Source organism: Stenotrophomonas sp. YJH_SMC_4, from assembly GCF_059371575.1.
This window is the reverse complement of sequence record NZ_JCAFUR010000001.1, coordinates 216,763-234,321: the sequence shown is the minus strand read 5'-3', so window position 1 is coordinate 234,321 and position 17,559 is coordinate 216,763. Positions and strand designations below refer to the sequence as shown.

The following is a 17,559-nucleotide window of genomic DNA, read 5'->3' as shown; positions in this document are numbered from 1 at the left end:
GGCGACGGTAGCGCAGCCGGGCGGGGCGCGCCAGTCAGCTCAGGGCACCACCAGGGCGCTGCGGCCCATCAGCTGGCTGCGCTGGGAAACGAAGTCGTTGTAGGCCTCGTTGGCATCACGGCCCAGCCCGCTGCCCAGCGTGGCGGTGGCCGAGGTGAAGGCCATCTGCGCGGCGAAGTCCTGCTTGCGCAGCGCCTTCTGTTCATCGGCGGTGGTAGCCTTCAGCCAGCGCGCATAGACCTCGCGCAGCGGCGCGGCGTGGGCCTCGAAGGCCGGCACCAGCGCCGGCAGGCTGGCCGGGGCCGGTTCCAGGCTGAACGCCGGGGCCACGTAGCCAGCCGGCTGCTCGCGCTTGAACGCGCCGGGCTCGCCCATGCCTTCTTCCACGTAAGCGATGAAGTCCGTGGCGGTGAACACCTTGGCCACGATCTGGCCGCCGCTGGCGTCGACGTGGGCCACCACCTTTTCCTTCGGGAAGGGCTCGCGCACGCCGTAGGTCCAGGTTTTGTCGATGAACAGGTCGTGGCTCTTTTCGAACGGGCCTTCGAAGTCGACCCCGCCAAGTTCGATGCCCTTGTTGCCGACGCCGAAGTTCTTCAGCTTGCTCTCGTCGGTGACATAGACCTCGCGGGCGATCACGTACTCGCTCAGGGTCGGGTTGATCAGGCCGCCACGACCGTCGACGTAGACGATGAAGCGCACGTCGCCGAGCTTGTCGGTGTGCAGGCGGTGCTCACCGACAGCGAGCGAGATCGGGCGCGAGCCCTGCGCGGCCACTGGCAGGTCCTTGCCATCGATGCTCAGTGCCAGCGGCGCGTCGGTCGGGTTGTCGATCTGGAACTCGACCTTCGAGGGCGAACACGCGGCCAGGGCCAGAGCGGCAACGAGCGGGAACAGCAGGGTCTTCATCGGCAATCGTCCTTGATACTTGGAACGGGAAAGCAGGAGGGTCAGGAAAACCAGAGCCAGCCTCAGCTGGCCCACGGTGGGCTGTAGCGCACTTTCAGCGTGCGTACGGCGGGGTCGGCGCGCAGCGCCTCCATCAACTTGGAATCGATGCGCACCGCGCTCTGCCCGGACACATCGAGCATGCCGGCGACGCCGCCGTGCGGGCCCTTCAGCAGCAGGTCCAGGCGCAGCGGCGTGCGCCCCGGGCGATGGCGGTCCAGCAGCGCATTGACGCGCTCCCAGACCGGGCGCTGCTGGCGCAGGTCCAGGCGCAGCGACAGCCGCGTGGCGTAGTTGGCGCAGACTTCGTCGAAGTCCCAGCACTGGCGGATGCGCAGTGCGTAGCCGCCGTTGAACTCGTCCTCGCGCAAGCCGCCCTTGACCACCAGGATGCGGTCCTTGGTCATCAGGTGCCCGAACTCGGCCATCGCGTCGGAGAACGCGCTGCACTCGACGCGGCCGCGGCCATCTTCCAGCTGGATGAAGATCTGGCTCTCGCCCTTGCGACGCACACCGACCACCTGGCCGGCCAGCACGGTCTGTACTTCCGGGCGCCAGCGCTTTTCGCCACCGCCGCCACCACCGCTGTTGGCGCTCCAGATCTTCTCCACCGAACCCAGGTCGTTGCCGACCAGATCGCGTACATCGTCGCGCCATGGATCGAACGGGTGGCCACTGAGATAGAAGCCCAGCGTGTCGCGCTCGCCGTTGAGGCGCTGCAGCAGCGGCCATTCTTCGGCTTCGGGCAGGTCCAGCTGGATCGTGGTCGCGCTCGGGTCCGGGCCACCGAACAGCGAGTTCTGTCCCGAAGCGCGCTCGCGGGCCATCTGGTCGGTAGCCTTGATCACCTCCGGCAGCTGCAGCATCAGCGAGGCACGGTTGCGGCCAAGCTCGTCCAACGCACCACAGTTGATCATCGCTTCCAGCGTGCGCCGGTTGAGCTTGGCCGAGCCGACGCGGGTGCAGAAGTCGAGCAGGTCCTTGAATGGGCCGCCCTTCAGTCGCTCCTCGACCACCGCCTCGCAGGCACCCTGGCCGACGCCCTTGATCGCACCGAGGCCGTACTGGATGGTGTCCGGGGTCACCGCTTCGAACATGAAGGCCGACTGGTTCACCTTGGGCGGCAGCACGGTCAGGCCGAGGTTGCGCACCTCGTCGAGGAAGCCGACCACCTTGTCGGTGTTGTCCAGATCGGACGACAGCGTGGCCGCCATGAACTCGGCCGGGTAATGGCGTTTCAGCCATGCGGTCTGGTAACTGACCAGTGCGTAGGCGGCGGCGTGCGACTTGTTGAAGCCGTAGCCGGCGAACTTCTCCATCAGGTCGAAGATCGCGTCGGCCTTGGCTTCGTCCACGCCGTCCTTGGCCGCGCCTTCGCGGAAGATCTCGCGGTGCTTGGCCATTTCGGCCGGCACCTTCTTGCCCATCGCACGGCGCAGCAGGTCGGCGCCGCCCAGCGAGTAGCCGCCGACGATCTGCGCCATCTGCATCACCTGCTCCTGGTACACCATGATGCCGTAGGTGTCCTTCAGGATCGCTTCGGTGCGCGGATCGGGATAGATGATTTCTTCCTGGCCGTGCTTACGCGCATTGAAGGAGGGAATCAGGTCCATCGGGCCGGGGCGGTACAACGACACCAGCGCGATCAGGTCTTCGAAACGATCGGGGCGCGCGTCCTTCAGCAGGCGGCGCATGCCCGAGGATTCGAACTGGAACACTGCGCCCGTATTGCCGTTGGCGAAGATGTCCTGGTAGGTGGGCGTGTCGTCCAGCGGAATCGCGGCGATGTCCACCGGCGGGATGCCGGCGCGCTCATGGCGCTTGTTGATCGCCTTCACCGCCCAGTCGATGATGGTCAGCGTGCGCAGGCCGAGGAAGTCGAACTTCACCAGGCCCACTTCTTCCACGTCGTTCTTGTCGAACTGGGTGACGGGGTTCTTGCCGAGACCGTTCTCGTCGTGTTCGGCGTACAGCGGGCAGAACTCGCTCAGCGGTTCGGGCCCGATCACCACGCCACCAGCGTGCTTGCCGGCGTTGCGGGTCAGGTCTTCCAGCTGCAGCGCCAGGTCGATCAGGTCGCGGACATCGTCCTCGGTCTCGTAGCGCTGGATCAGTTCCGGCGACGCCATTTCCGAGCTGGGGCCTTCCTTGCCCTTGCCCAGTGCATCCTTCAGGTGGATGCCGAGGATGTTCGGGATCAGCTTGGAAACACCGTCGACCAGGCCGTACGGGAAGCCGAGCACGCGCCCGGAGTCGCGCACCACCGCCTTGGCGGCCATGGTGCCGTAGGTGATGATCTGGCTGACGCGCTCGCGCCCGTACTTGCGCGCGACGTAGTCGATCACCTCGTCGCGGCGGTCCATGCAGAAGTCGATGTCGAAGTCGGGCATCGACACGCGTTCCGGGTTCAGGAAGCGCTCGAACAGCAGGTTGTACGGCAGTGGGTCCAGATCGGTGATCTTCAGCGCCCACGCCACCAGCGAACCGGCACCCGAACCACGGCCCGGGCCGATCGGGATGCCCTGGTTCTTGCCCCACTGGATGAAGTCGGCCACGATCAGGAAGTAGCCGGGGAAACCCATCTTGATGATGGTGTTGAGCTCGAACTCCAGGCGCTCGAAATAATCTTCGCGGGTCTTGCCCGGCGCCAGCGGATTCTTCTCCAGGCGCTCTTCCAGGCCGTCGCGCGACATCTTCTGGATCCAGGTGTCCAGGGTCTCGTCGTCGGGCACCGGGTAATTGGGCAGGAAGTAGGTGCCCAGCCGCATCTCGATGTTGCAGCGCTCGGCCAACGCCAGCGTGTTGTCGATGGCATCGGGAATGTCGGCGAACAGCGCACACATCTCTTCGGCCGATTTCAGGTACTGCTGGTCGCTGTACTCGCGCGGGCGCTTGGGGTCGTCCAGTACGCGGCCGGTGGAAATGCACACGCGCGCTTCGTGCGCGCTGAAATCGGTAGGCGCCAGGAAGCGCACATCATTGCTGGCCACCACCGGCAGGCCACGCTGGCCGGCGGCCATCAGCGCGAACTGGTTGAAGGTTTCCTCGCCCTCGCGGCCGGTGCGGGTCAGCTCCAGGTGCAGGCCATCGCCGAACACGCGCTGCCAATCGGCCAGCTGCTGCTCGGCCAGTTCATGCTTGCCGTCCAGCGCCAGGCGCCCGGCCAGGCTCTGCCGGCCGGCCAGCGCGAACAGGTTGGCGTTGCCGGCCTTCAGCCAGTCCGGATGGATGGCCACGCCGCCTTCGGGGCGATGGCCTTCCATCCACGCGCGGGTCAGCAGCCGCGACAGGCTCAGGTAGCCCTCGCGGTCGCGGCACAGCAGGGTCATCCGCCACGGATCCTGCCCTTCCTCGGCGATCAGCACGTCGGCGCCGGCGATAGGCTTGATGCCCACGCCTTCGGCCGCCTTGTAGAACTTGACCAGGGCGAACAGGTTGTTGAGGTCGGTCACCGCCAGCGCGGGCAGGCCGAGTTCGACCGAGCGTGACAGCAGGTTGGCCTGCTTGGCCTTCTTCGGGTCCGCCTGGTCCGGCTTGGCCGGCACACGGATGGTGGAGTCCGCCAGCGAGAACTCGGTGTGGACGTGGAGATGTACGAAGCGGGAGTTGGACATGCCGGACCAGGTTGGAGCGCGCGGGCCCCGGGTGCTGACGGGGGAATCGTCGCCGGGGTCGGGAAGCGCTGGAGTGCCCGGTCAGGGTAGCGAGGGCTGGAGGGCGCGACAAGCTCTTGACGGCATGCGATATCGCATCCGCGCTATCGCTCCCCACGGTTCGCAGGCGAACCGCGGGCCCCGCCTGACCCTGCTTTCGCAGCCGGGTGCAGCGACCGTTCAGGCGATTCAGGCGATTGCGACGTCTGCGGTCACAGCTGCCGGGTTTTCCAGGCACTCGCGCACCGGGGCGAAGCTGCGCCGGTGCTCCATGCAGGGGCCGTGCTCGCGCAGGGCGGCCAGATGGGCCGGGGTGCCGTAGCCCTTGTGCTGCTCGAAGCCGTATTGCGGGTGGCGGGCATGCACGTCCTGCATGTAGCGGTCGCGCGAGACCTTGGCCAGGATCGAGGCGGCCATGATCGCGCGGTCGATGCCATCACCGCCGACCAGTGCCTGCGCCGGCAGTACCAGGCCCTTGGGCACCACGTTGCCGTCGATGCGGGCGAAGCCGGCCACGTGGGCGACCGCTGCAACGACGTCACGCATGCCCTGCAGGGTGGCCTGGTAGATGTTCAGGCGGTCGATGGTGTCCACGTCCACCAGCACCACGTGCCAGGCCAGGGCACGTTCGATGATGCGGTCATGCAGTTGCTCGCGGCGGGCTGCGGTGAGTTGCTTGGAATCGTCCAGGCCGTTGATGCGTGGCCGTGCCGGGTCGAACACCACCGCCGCCACCGCGACCGGTCCGGCCAGCGGACCGCGGCCGGCTTCGTCGACGCCGGCGACCAGACGCTCCGGCTCGACCACGGCAGCACCGTCGAACAGGGCCAGGCTGGCCGCTGCGGCGTGGCGGCGGCTCATGCCTGGGCCTGGTCGCGCATCAACAGCTCGCCCACAGCGTCGGCCGCGCGGGCCGAGGCATTGCGGCGCAGTCGTTGATGCAGGCGGGCATAGGTGTCCTGCAGGTCGGTCACCCGCTGCGGGTGGTCGAACCATTGCTGGATGGCCGCCGCCAGCTTGTCCGGCGTGCAGTCGTGCTGCATCAGTTCCGGTGCCAGGTCCTGGCCCGCCAGGATGTTGGGCAGGGCAAAGCGGTCGACCTTGATCAGGCCCAGCGCCTTGACCAGGCGGTAGGTCAGCTCGTTGACGCGGTAACCGACCACCATCGGCCGCTTGACCAGCATCGCCTCCAGCGTCGCGGTGCCCGAGGCCAGCACCACCACATCGGCGGCGATCATCGCGTTGCGCGCCTCACCGTCGAGTACATGCGAGAAGGCTACCGGCAGCGCCGAGCGTGACAGCTGCTCTTCGATCAGGCGCTTGCAGGCCGGGTTGGCGGCAGGCACTACCACGTGCAGGCCGGGGATGCGCTCGGAGACCTGCCAGGCGGCCTCGAAGAACGGTTCACCGAGGCGCGAGATTTCGCCCAGGCGGCTGCCCGGCAGCACCGCCAGCACCTTGGCCGAGGTCGGCAGGCCAAGCGCGGCGCGCGCTTCCTCGCGGTTGCCCTGCAGGGGGATGTCATCGGCCATCGGATGGCCAACGAAGCGCGCGTCGATGCCGTGCCTGGCATAGATCGGGGGTTCCATCGGGAACAGGCACAGCACCAGGTCGGCGCTGCTGCCGATCTTCTCGGCGCGCTTCTCGCGCCAGGCCCAGACGGAGGGGCTGACGTAGTGCACGGTGCGCACGCCGCGCTGCTTCAGCCAGCGTTCGATGCCCAGGTTGAAGTCGGGCGCGTCGATGCCGATGAACACGTCCGGCTGCCATTCCAGTGCACGCTGGCGGAACGCGGAACGCAGTTTCAGCAGGCGTGGCAGGTGGCGCAGCACTTCGGTCAGGCCCATCACCGCCAGCTCGCTGGCATCGTGCCAGGTCAGGCAGCCGGCGCTGCGCATGGCATCGCCACCGATGCCGGCGAATTCGGCATTCGGAAAGCGTGCCTTCAGCTCGCGCACCAGGCCCGCACCCAGCAGGTCACCGGAGGCCTCACCGGCCACCAGAGCGATCCGCAACGGGCGCTCGCTGAGCACCCGCTGCGCGGGGACGCTGCCGGCCATCGAGGCCAGCGGAATCACGGCGGCGCCGGCCGGCGCCTGGCCGGTCGTGCTGCTCATCGCAGCAAGGGCCTCTCAGCGTGCTCGATGAAGTCCAGCATGGCCTTCACGTCATCGCTGTCGCGTGCCTGTTCGGTCAGCTGCACCTTGGCTTCGGCCAGCGGCAGGCCCGCCACGTACAGGGTGCGGTAGGCGCGCTTGATGGCGGAGATGCGCTCGGCGTCGAAGCCACGACGCTTCAGCCCTTCGCTGTTGATGCCGCGCGGGCGGCCCAGCGAATCGGTGCCGACCATGGTGAACGGCGGAACGTCGCCGTTGGTCAGCGCGCCCATGCCGAGGAAGGCGTGGGCACCGATGCGGCAGAACTGGTGGGCACCGGCGAAGCCGCTGATGATCACGTAGTCGCCCACGGTCACGTGGCCGGCCAGGGTGGTGTTGTTGGAGAACACGCAGAAGTTGCCGACATGGCAGTCGTGCGCCACGTGCGTGTAGGCCAGCATCCAGTTGTCGTTGCCGATCGTGGTGATGCCGCCGCCGCCGCCGGTGCCACGGTTCAGGGTGACGAACTCGCGGAACACGTTGCGGTCGCCGATCACCAGTTCGGTGCGTTCGCCGGCAAACTTCTTGTCCTGCGGCTCGCCACCGATCGCGGCGTGACCGATGAAGCGGTTGTCACGGCCGATCCTGGTCGGGCCGTGGATGCTGCAATGGGGGCCGACCACTGTGCCGGCGCCGATTTCCACATCGGCACCGATCAGGGTGAACGCGCCGACCTGGACGTCGTCGGCCAGGCGCGCGGCCGGATCGATGACGGCAGTCGGGTGGATCCGTGGTGCGTTGTCAGTCATTGCTGCCTCCCGTGGATCAGCCCTTGGCACCGGCGCACATGACCTCGGCCGAGGCAACGACTTCACCGTTGACCTTGGCCTCGCCGTAGTACCAGCCCATGTTGCGGATCAGGCGCTTCATCTGCACATCCAGCATCAGCACGTCGCCGGGCACGACCTGCTTGTTGAAGCGGGCGTTTTCCACCTTGACCATGTAGAACAGCTTGGACTGCGCATCGCGGCCAAGCGTCAGCTGGGTCATCACGCCACCGGCCTGGGCCAGCGCTTCGATGATCAGCACGCCGGGCATGATCGGGCGGCCCGGGAAGTGACCCTGGAAGAACGGCTCGTTGATGCTGACGTTCTTCTGCGCCAGGATGCGCTTGGCGTCGATGTCGAGCTCAAGCACCCGGTCCACCAGCAGGAACGGGTAGCGGTGCGGGAGCAGTTCCTGGATCTGGCAGACGTCGATCGGAAGCTGCAGCGTGTCGTTCATTCTTTCTCCTTGCCAGCAGCCAGGACGCGGCGAGCCAATGCGTCCAGCTGCTTGAAGCGCGCGGCGTTCTTGCGCCACGTGCGGTTGTCGGTCAACGGGGTGCCGGACGAGTACTCGCCCGGCTCATGGATGGAATTGCGGACCACCGACTTGCCGGTGATCACGACCTTGTCGCAGATCTCGAGGTGGCCGACCACGCCGACGTGGCCACCGAGCAGGCAGTAGCGGCCGATCCTGGCGCTGCCGGCGATGCCGGTGCAGCCGGCGATGGCCGAGTGCGCGCCGATCTGCACGTTGTGCGCGATCTGTACCAGGTTGTCCAGGCGCACGTCTTCGTCCAGCACGGTGTCTTCCAGTGCACCACGGTCGACGCAGGTGTTGGCGCCGATTTCGCAATCGTCGCCGATGCGCACGCCGCCGAGCTGCGGCACCTTGATCCACTTGCCGGCGTCCATCGCCAGGCCGAAGCCATCGGCACCGAGCACGGCACCGGGGTGCACGCGCACGCGCTTGCCGAGCTTGACCCGGGTGACCAGGGTGACCCGGGCGATCAGTTCGCAGCCGCTGTCCAGGCTGCAGTCTTCGCCGATCACGCTGCCGGTGCCGATGATGCAGTTCTCGCCGACCACGCTGCGCGCGCCGATGGAGACGAAGGGGCCGATGTGGGCGCTGGCGGCGACCTGGGCGCTGGGATCGATGACGGCGCTGGGGTGGATGCCCGGTGGGCGCGTGGGCGCGATGTCGAACAGCGCGGCGATCTTGGCGAAGGTGGTGTACGGGTCCTTGGCCACGAGCGCGGCGCCGGGGGCGGCTTCGGCGTCGTCGGCGCGCAGCACGACCAGCGAGGCCTGGCTGTCGGCCAGCTGGGCGCGGTAGCGTGGATTGGCGAGGAAGGTCAGCTGGCCAGGACCGGCGTGGGCGAGGGTGGCCACGCCGTGGATGGCGGTAGCGGGGTCGCCATGGACCTGCAGGCCGAACTGCTCGGCGAGTTGCTGGGCGGTGTAGGTGGGAGTATTCACGGCGGGAGTTTAACGTGTGACGCCATTGCGGTCATGCGGGGGGCATATGCAGCCAACGGCAGGGCCCCTCGCGGCCGGCAGAGCCAGTGTCATGGGCTGGGTCGGACGGGGCGGGACTGCGGGGGGCGGCGCAAGTACGTCCATGTAGCCTTGGTCGCCGCATCCATGCGGCTCACACCCCCGCAGCCCCACCCCGTCCGACCTCCGACGGCCTGGCGCGAGTGCCAGCCACGGAAAAACAGAAAAAATCAAAAGCGGGGTGCGCGCTTCCCGCATCCGGACTAAACGAAAACGCCGGGCAATGCCCGGCGCTTCGCGCCCCGTCTGGTGGAGAGCCCCCCTTCTGTTAAGGGGGGCGCGCCAATGGCGCGGGGGATAGGAGGTAGGTCGGGACCCGCTGCTTGCACAGCAAGCCGCGGCGCACCTTCGGTGGTCAGTTCTTAGAACTGACCGCCGAAGGTAAATTGCAGGCGTTCGATCTTGTCGCCGTCTTCCTTCTTCAGCGGGAACGCGTAGCTGATCGAGATCGGGCCGACCGGGGCGCGCCACAGCAGGGCCACACCGGTGGAGACGCGCAGTTCGTTGGCCTTGAAGTTCTTGGTGCCGTTGTAGACGTTACCGAAGTCGACAAAGGCCGACACGCGGGCCGATGGGCTGTCGAACAGGCGCGGGAAGTAGGCTTCGACCGAACCGACGGTCTTCAGCGAACCACCCAGCGGCTGGCCTTCCGGATAACCCTGGGTTACTTCGCGCGGACCGAGGGTGTTGTCCTCGAAGCCACGTACCGAGTTGGTACCACCGGCGTAGAAGTTCTCGAAGAACGGCAGGCCGCTGGCGGTGACGGTACGGGTTTTGCCGTCGGCGTCGGTGATCGTACGGGTGTAGTCCTTGCCGTAGGCATCGCCGTAGCCCACTTCGGCGCGGGTGTTGATCACCAGCGACGGCATGATCGGCCAGTACTTGCTGATCTGGTAGTTCAGCTTGTAGTACTCGATGGTCGAGCCCGGCAGCGTGGTTTCCAGACCGACGCGCTGGTAGGTACCGCGGGTCGGCATGAAGTAATCGTTGCGCGAGTCGCGCGCCCAGCCCAGCTCGGTACGCCAGGCATGGAAGGTGCGCGAACCGACCGCATCGATGTAATCGATGATCGAGGCCGGGGTCGAGCCACGGTAGGTCGTGATCTGGTTGCTGTCGATGCCGAACATCAGCGAGACGGTGTCGGTCTCGGTCAGCGGCACGCCGAATACCACCTGCGCAGAACCATTGGTGCTGTTGTACTGCGCGGTGTTGAAGTCGGAGTAGTCCAGTTCACGCCAGGACAGGTTGTAGCCCAGCGAAACGCCGTCGTCGGTGAAGTACGGGTTGGTGTAGCTGAAGCCGTAGCGCTGCAGGTAGCTGCTGCGCGAGGCTTCGACCGACACGCGGTTGCCGCCGCCGAGGAAGTTGTTCTGCGACAGCTGCACCGAGGTGGTCATGCCGTAGGACTGCGAATAGCCCAGGCCGAACACGAAGCTGCCGGAGGTGGTTTCCTTGACGTTGTAGACGACGTCGACCTGGTCGTTGCTGCCGCTGACGGCCGGGGTCTCGACGTCCACCGACTCGAAGTAGCCCAGGCGCTGCAGGCGGATCTTGGAGCGGTCGATCGCGGCCTGCGAGTACCAGCTGTTCTCGAACTGGCGCATTTCGCGACGCATCACTTCGTCGGAGGTGCGGGTGTTGCCACGGAACAGGATGCGGCGCACCGACACGCGCGGGCCGGGCACGACCTGCATGTTGATCCCTACCGTCTGTTCGGCACGGTTGGTGGTCGGGATCGGGTTCACCTTGGCGAACGCGTAGCCGATGTTGGACAGCGAGTTGGTGATGGTGTCCGAGCTGAATTCCAGCAGGGCACGCGAGAACGTGTCGCCCGGCTTCTGGATCACCATGCGCTCGACGTCCTCCTGCGGAAGGATGGTGTCGCCGCTGACCTTGATCTCGGAGATCTTGTACTGCGCACCCTCGGTCACGCCCGCGGTGAGGAACATGTCGCGCTTGTCGGGGCTGATCGAAACCTGGGTGGAATCGATGCTGAAGTCGACGTAGCCGCGGTCCAGGTACCACGAGTTGAGCTTTTCCAGGTCGCCGGACAGCTTTTCCTTGGAGTACTGGTCGTCACGGCGGTACCACGACGCCCAGTTGTGCTCCTTGGACTCCCAGGTCTCCAGGATGTCCTTGCTCTCGAACTTCTCGGTGCCGACCAGGTTGACGTGGCGGATCTTGGCCGCCTTGCCTTCCTTGATGGCGATCGCGATGTCCACGCGGTTGCGGTCCAGCGGGCTCACGGTCGGGGTGATCTCGACGGTGTACTTGCCGCGGTCGTTGTACTGGCGGCGCAGTTCCTGGGTCACGCGGTCCAGGCTCAGGCGGTCGAAGGTGCCACCCTCGGTCAGGCCGATGTCGGACAGGCCCTTGAGCAGCTGCTCGGACTTGATGTCCTTGTTGCCGGTCACGGTCAGCTTGTTGATCGCCGGGCGTTCCTTGACGGTCACCACCAGGATGCTGCCCTGGCGGTCCAGCTGCACGTCTTCGAAGAAGCCGGTCTTGTACAGCGCGCGGATGGTCTCGCCGACCTTGTTGTCGGTGATCGTCTCGCCCCGTTCCACCGGCAGGTAGGTGAACACCGTGCCCGAGCTGATGCGCTGCAGGCCATCGACGCGGATGTCGCTGACAGTGAAGGGCTCGGCTGCCTGGGCCAGGGCGGGAGCGCCGGTGACGGCGGCGAGGGCGAGGGCCAGCAGGCGGCGATTGGGGAGTCGCGTCATGTCACGTCCGGTAGGAAGGTCGATTTCATTGGTGCGGGATGCCGACGCTGTAGACGGCAACAACGTGGAAAAGTTCATCGCGGGACCAGGCCGAGGATGTCGTTGTAGAACGCCAACCCCATCAGCCCGGCCAGCAACGCCAAGCCGATGTATTGGCCGGCGGCGATGGCACGCTCGCTCAGCGGGCTGCCCTTGACCAACTCGATAAGGTAATACAGCAGGTGCCCGCCGTCCAAGATCGGGATCGGCAACAGGTTGATGATGCACAGGCTGAGTGACAGCAGGGCAAGGAACTGCAGGAACCAGTCGAGGCCGCGTTTGGCCGAGACATTGGCCACGCGGGCGATGGTGACCGGCCCGGAAACGTTCTGCAGCGAGGCTTTGCCGGTGACGATGCGGGCCATCATGCCCAGCGAATCGGCGGCAAGCCGGCCGGTTTCACGTACGGCGACGGTCACTGCATCCAGCGGCCCATAGCGCAGCAGGGTGTCGTAGGAGGGGCTGTAGGTGGTGGGGAAGCCGACGCCGATCTGCCAGACCGGGTTGCCCTTGCCATCCTTGCCCTGGCGGGGCGTGACTTCCAGTGCAAGGCGTTCACCGCCTCGCAGGACCTCGATCATGCCGGGGCCTCCGGCACGGCCGAGGGCCTGGATCTCGCCGATCACCTGGTCGACGCTGTCGATGCGCTGGCCGTCGATCGCCACGATCAGGTCGCCCGGCTGCAGCAGCCCGGTGACCACCGAATCGGCGGTGAGCGAGTCGACCAGTGCCGGCTGCAGCCACGATTGCCAATACAGGCCGGCCAGGATCGGTACCCGTCGTTCATCGAAGCCGGCGGGCAGCTGCGACAGCGGCAGGGTGCGCACGCGCACCTGGTCCGCAGGGTCGAGTACCTCAAGCGTGACGTCGCGGCGATCCATCGCGGCGGCGGTCAGCGCCATGCTGGCCTCGCCCAGGGTGGCGACCTGGCGCTCATCCACCCGCAGAACGCGGTCACCGCTGAGCAGTCCGGCGCTGGCGGCGATGCCGTCAACCCGGCCGATCGTCGGCGAGTAGTCCTGCTTGCCGATCACGAACATCGCCCACAGCAGCAGGATGCACAGCAGCAGATTGGCGATCGGCCCTGCAGCAACAATGGCGATGCGCTGCCACACGGTCTTGTGGTTGAAGGCCTGGCCGCGCTCGTGGGGATGGACCTCGACCTCACGTTCGTCGAGGAACTTCACGTAGCCACCCAGCGGGATGGCGGCAATGGCGAACTCGGTGCCGTGCCTGTCGCGGCGCGACCACAGCGGACGGCCGAAGCCGACCGAGAAGCGCAGGATCTTGACCCCGCAGAGGCGGCCGACCCAGTAATGCCCGAACTCGTGGAACGTGACCAGCAGCCCGAGGCTGACAATCATCCACCAGACCGATCCGAGGAAGTCAGTCATGCAGGCTCACAGTGGCGGGCAGGGGCGGCGGCGTCATGCTGGGCGAGGCGGTCGTTCAGGCGGCGTCGATGGCGTTCAGGGTGAGCTGGCGTGCCCGCTGGTCGGCGGACAACAGGACCTCCAGTGTATCGGCTGGCTGGGTCGGCAGTGTTGAAAGAGCGTTAGCAACCAGCTCCGGGATGGTCAGGAAACCGATCCGGCCCTGAAGAAATGCTGAAACCGCCTCTTCATTGGCGGCGTTCAGCACCGCCGGGGCAGTACCGCCGGCCTGCATGGCCTGCCAGGCCAGCGCCAGGCAGGGGAAGGCGTCGGTGTCAGGCGCCTCGAAATCCAGCCGGCCCTGCGCCAGCAGGTCCAGCCCGGCCACGCCCGATTCGATGCGCTGCGGCCAGCCCAGGCCGACCGCCAGGGTGGTGCGCATGTCCGGCAGGCCCATCTGGGCCAGGGTCGAGCCGTCGACGAATTCGACCAGCGAATGGACCAGGCTCTGCGGGTGCACCAGCACCTCGATGCGCTCGCCGGGCACCGAGAACAGATGGTGCGCCTCGATGACTTCCAGGCCCTTGTTCATCAACGTCGCCGAATCGACCGAGATCTTCGGGCCCATCGACCACTTCGGGTGAGCCACGGCCTGGGCCGGGGTGACCTCGGCCAGCTCGGCGCGGCTGCGGCCGCGGAACGGGCCGCCCGACGCGGTCAGCAGGATCCGGCGCACGCCGGCGCCGTCGATGCTGGCGTCGCGCGAACGCAGGCACTGGAAGATCGCGCTGTGCTCGCTGTCGATCGGAATGATCTCGGCGCCGGCGCGCTCGGCGGTGCGGGTCAGCAGCTCGCCGGCCAGTACCAGCGATTCCTTGTTGGCCAGCAGGATGCGCTTGCCGGCCGCAGCGGCGGCGAGGGTCGAGGACAGCCCTGCAGCACCGACAATGGCCGCGACGACCGTGTCGCAGGCATCGCTTGCTGCCAGCTGGTCCAGTGCGGCATGACCGGCGTGGGCCTCGGTCGACAGCCCCGCATCGCGCAGGCCGTCGCGCAGTTCGGTGAACAGCGCTTCGTCGGCGATGACCGCGTGCGCGGGCTTGTGCTGGCGGCACAGGGCCAGCAGTGCCTGCACCTGGCGGCCGGCGGCCAGCACCGTGGCCTGGTAGCGCTGCGGGTGGCGGGCGATCACGTCCAGCGTGGAGGCACCGATCGAGCCGGTGGCGCCGTATACGGCGACCCGGCGCAGGTCTGCGACAGCATTCATGGTCAGAACCCGAAGATTTCCTTGCCCAGCGCGAACACCGGCACGGCGGCGAGGACGCCGTCGACGCGGTCGAGCACGCCACCATGGCCCGGAATCAGGTTGCCCGAGTCCTTGGCACCGGCGTGGCGCTTGATCAGGCTTTCGAACAGGTCACCCAGCACCGACGCGAATACGGCCACCACCGAGGTGATCAGCAGGCCCGGCAGGTGCGCGATGTCGATGCCGGCCAGCCAGCCCAGTCCGAGGGCCACGGCGACACCGGCCAGCAGGCCGCCGAACAGGCCTTCCCAGGTCTTGTTGGGGCTGATCCGCGGCGCCAGCTTGTGCTTGCCGAAGTGACGGCCGGCGAAATAGGCGCCCGAATCAGCTGCCCAGACCAGTGCCAGTGCCGCCAGCAGCCACAGGTGGCCCTGCTTGCCTGGCGGGTCACCGCCAGCGTGGATCAGTACCAGCGCTGCCCAGGCAGGAACGATGGCCAGGGTGCCGGCCAGCATCTTCACGATCCGGGAGGGGGCCGTCGGCTGGGCGCCAAAGTTGAAGAAGCGCAGCCAGGCCAGCGCCGCCAGCCACCAGGCAACACCTGCCAGTGTGGTGATCTGGAACAGCACCAGCGTGCTGCCATCGGCCCACACCAGCAGCACCATCAGCAGCAGGTTCAGCACCAGCAGCACGGTGCGCGCGAGGGTGTCTTCGATGCCGGCCAGCTTCAGCCATTCCCACAGGCCGATCAGCAGCACGGCGGCGGCGGCGGCGGCCAGCCATTGCGTCGGCAGCAGCAGGATCGCGGCAATGGCGAGCGGCGCCATGATCAGCGCGGCGAGGACTCGGGTCTTGGTCATGGGCTGGAGGTCTCGGTGGCCAGTGCGGCGATCTGGGCGCTGGTCAGGCCGAAACGACGCTCGCGGCTGCCATAGGCATCCAGCGCCTGCTGCAGCAGGGCGGCATCGAAGTCCGGCCACAGCGCCTCGGTGAACCACAGCTCGGTGTAGGCCAGTTGCCACAGCAGGAAGTTGCTGATGCGGGTGTCGCCACCGGTGCGGATGAACAGATCCGGCGGCGGCAGGTCGGCCAGGGCGACCTGGCTGCCCAGCAGCGATTCGTCGATCTGTTCGGGCAGCAGGCGTCCTGCGGCGACTTCAGCGGCCAGTGCGCGCGCGGCACGGGCGATGTCCTGGCGACCGCCGTAGCTGGCGGCGATCGACAGGGTCAGGGTGGTGTTGTCGGCGGTCCGCTGCTCGGCCAGCTGCATGCGGCTGACCAGTCCGGCACCAAAGCGCTCGCGTTCGCCGATGAAGCGTACGCGCACGCCGCGTCGGTGCAGTTCGTCCACTTCGCGGTCGAGCGCGCCGAGGAACAGCTTCATCAGGGCGTCGACTTCTTCCTGCGGCCGGCCCCAGTTCTCGCTGGAAAACGCGAACAGGGTCAGCGCCGGAATGCCCAGTTCAAGGCAGCGCTCGATGGTGCGGTTGACCGCGCGCGCGCCGGCACGATGGCCGATCACGCGCGGGCGGCGGCGCTGCTGTGCCCAGCGCCCGTTGCCATCCATGATGATGGCGACGTGGCGGGGCAGGGTGGCCGGCAACGGAGGCGGGACTGAAGGCATCGACTTCAGACCGACAGCAGTTCTTTTTCCTTGTCGGCAACGACCTTGTCGACGTCCTTGATGTTGGTGTCGGTCAACTTCTGGATGTCGTCCTCACCGCGCTTCTTCTCGTCCTCGCTGATCGCCTTGTCCTTGACCAGCTTGGCGATTTCCTTGTTCGCGTCCTGACGGATGTTGCGGATCGCGATCTTGGCGCCTTCGCCTTCCTTCTGCACCTGCTTGACCAGCTCCTTGCGGCGCTCTTCGGTCGGCGGCGGCATGTTGATGCGGATCGCGGTGCCCAGCGTGTTCGGGGTGAACTCGGCGTTGTAGAGACCCTTCTCGATCTCCTTGATCATGCCCTTGTCGAACGGGGTGACCAGCAGCGAGTGCGCATCGGCGTTGGAGATCGAGGCAACCTGGTTCAGCGGGGTGCTGGCGTTGCCGTAGGCATTGACCGTCACGCGGTCCAGCAGGGCCGGCGTGGCACGCCCGGTCCGGATGGAGGTGAGGGTGTGCTTCAGAGCGTCGATGCTCTTGGCCATGCGCGTCTGCGCGTTGTTCTTGATGTCGTTGAGCATCGCCCGGTCCTGGATGTATCTGGAATCGGGCGATTATAGGCGAATACGGGACGCTGCCGGGCCTGAATCGGCCCGGTTGTCGCCGCGCGCTCAGGCTCAGGCCGGATCGCGGCCCTGGACCAGGGTGCCGATGTTCTCGCCGTTGAGGATCTTCAGCAGCTCGCCCGGCTGGCCCATGTCGAACACGCGCATCGGCAGGTCGCTGTCGCGGGCCAGTGCGAAGGCGGCGGTATCCATCACTTCCAGGCCGCGGCGGATCACTTCGTCATAGCTCAGGCTGTCGAAGCGGACCGCATCGCTGTGCTTGTTCGGGTCCTTGTCGTACACGCCATCGACCTTGGTGGCCTTCAGCAGCAGGTCGGCGCCGATCTCGATCGCGCGCAGGGCGGCGCCGGAGTCGGTGGTGAAGAACGGGCTGCCGACGCCGGCGGCGAAGATCACCAGGCGGCCCTTTTCCAGGTGGCGGATGGCGCGGCGGCGGATGTAGTCCTCGCACACGTCGTTGATCTTGATCGCGCTCATCACGCGCGCCTTGGCGCCCAGCTTCTCCAGGGCGTCCTGCATGGCCAGGGCGTTGATGACCGTGGCCAGCATGCCCATCTGGTCGCCGGTGACCCGGTCCATGCCGCCTGCGGCCAGGCCGGCGCCGCGGAAGATGTTGCCGCCGCCGATCACCAGCGCCACTTCGGCACCGGCCTGCTGGGCTTCGATGACCTCACGGGCCAGGCGGTTGATGATCTTCGGGTCGATGCCGTAGTCCTCATCTCCCATCAGCGCCTCCCCGGACAGTTTCAGAAGGATGCGGCGATAGGCGAGCTTGGACATGGGGACCTCGGGTGCGTGGAAATCGCGGGCGATTCTACGCGCATGCGGCGTCGGGCCATAGTGTTTTGTGCACTGCGGCGTAAAATCC

The 17,559-nt window shown here is 66.9% G+C and carries 14 protein-coding genes; all 14 read right to left on the bottom strand.

Annotated features, from left to right (window positions below):
• Positions 1-39 precede the first annotated feature (39 nt).
• Positions 40-909 (bottom strand): hypothetical protein, encoded by an 870-nt coding sequence (locus AC5P9F_RS01195; protein ID WP_099523457.1) that lies wholly within the window; start codon positions 907-909, stop codon positions 40-42.
• A 62-nt stretch (positions 910-971) separates the two neighbouring features.
• Positions 972-4,562, bottom strand: a complete 3,591-nt coding sequence (dnaE, locus tag AC5P9F_RS01190) for a DNA polymerase III subunit alpha (protein WP_308680299.1) — start codon at positions 4,560-4,562, stop codon at positions 972-974.
• 228 nt (positions 4,563-4,790) lie between these two features.
• Complete coding sequence (gene rnhB / locus AC5P9F_RS01185) at positions 4,791-5,462, bottom strand: ribonuclease HII (protein WP_111197964.1); 672 nt, start codon at positions 5,460-5,462, stop codon at positions 4,791-4,793.
• Entirely contained in the window at positions 5,459-6,661 is a 1,203-nt protein-coding gene (lpxB, locus tag AC5P9F_RS01180; RefSeq protein ID WP_043034888.1) for a lipid-A-disaccharide synthase, read from the bottom strand. The genes rnhB and lpxB overlap by 4 nt, the downstream gene beginning before the upstream one ends.
• Before the next feature lie 53 nt (positions 6,662-6,714).
• Positions 6,715-7,506 carry an acyl-ACP--UDP-N-acetylglucosamine O-acyltransferase gene (gene lpxA / locus AC5P9F_RS01175; RefSeq protein WP_005412736.1) on the bottom strand — a complete coding sequence of 264 codons (792 nt, stop codon included), beginning with the start codon at positions 7,504-7,506 and terminating at the stop codon, positions 6,715-6,717.
• 16 nt (positions 7,507-7,522) lie between these two features.
• Entirely contained in the window at positions 7,523-7,981 is a 459-nt protein-coding gene (fabZ, locus tag AC5P9F_RS01170; protein WP_005408737.1) for a 3-hydroxyacyl-ACP dehydratase FabZ, read from the bottom strand.
• Entirely contained in the window at positions 7,978-9,000 is a 1,023-nt protein-coding gene (gene lpxD, locus AC5P9F_RS01165) for a UDP-3-O-(3-hydroxymyristoyl)glucosamine N-acyltransferase (protein WP_005408738.1), read from the bottom strand. The genes fabZ and lpxD overlap by 4 nt, the downstream gene beginning before the upstream one ends.
• A gap of 440 nt (positions 9,001-9,440) precedes the next feature.
• Positions 9,441-11,804, bottom strand: coding sequence for an outer membrane protein assembly factor BamA (gene bamA / locus AC5P9F_RS01160; protein ID WP_024956313.1), 2,364 nt, complete (start codon positions 11,802-11,804; stop codon positions 9,441-9,443).
• A gap of 74 nt (positions 11,805-11,878) precedes the next feature.
• Positions 11,879-13,237, bottom strand: a complete 1,359-nt coding sequence (rseP, locus tag AC5P9F_RS01155) for an RIP metalloprotease RseP (protein ID WP_005408740.1) — start codon at positions 13,235-13,237, stop codon at positions 11,879-11,881.
• Between the two features lie 55 nt (positions 13,238-13,292).
• Positions 13,293-14,483: a 1-deoxy-D-xylulose-5-phosphate reductoisomerase gene (locus AC5P9F_RS01150; protein WP_005408741.1), complete on the bottom strand. Its 1,191-nt coding sequence runs from the start codon at positions 14,481-14,483 to the stop codon at positions 13,293-13,295.
• A 2-nt stretch (positions 14,484-14,485) separates the two neighbouring features.
• Entirely contained in the window at positions 14,486-15,322 is an 837-nt protein-coding gene (locus AC5P9F_RS01145) for a phosphatidate cytidylyltransferase (protein WP_005408742.1), read from the bottom strand.
• Positions 15,319-16,086: a polyprenyl diphosphate synthase gene (gene uppS / locus AC5P9F_RS01140; RefSeq protein ID WP_005408743.1), complete on the bottom strand. Its 768-nt coding sequence runs from the start codon at positions 16,084-16,086 to the stop codon at positions 15,319-15,321. The genes AC5P9F_RS01145 and uppS overlap by 4 nt, the downstream gene beginning before the upstream one ends.
• 5 nt (positions 16,087-16,091) lie before the next feature.
• Positions 16,092-16,646 carry a ribosome recycling factor gene (gene frr / locus AC5P9F_RS01135; protein WP_005408744.1) on the bottom strand — a complete coding sequence of 185 codons (555 nt, stop codon included), beginning with the start codon at positions 16,644-16,646 and terminating at the stop codon, positions 16,092-16,094.
• Between the two features lie 96 nt (positions 16,647-16,742).
• A complete protein-coding gene (gene pyrH / locus AC5P9F_RS01130; RefSeq protein ID WP_005408745.1) occupies positions 16,743-17,471 on the bottom strand; it encodes a UMP kinase in 729 nt (242 codons plus the stop codon).
• Positions 17,472-17,559 lie beyond the last annotated feature (88 nt).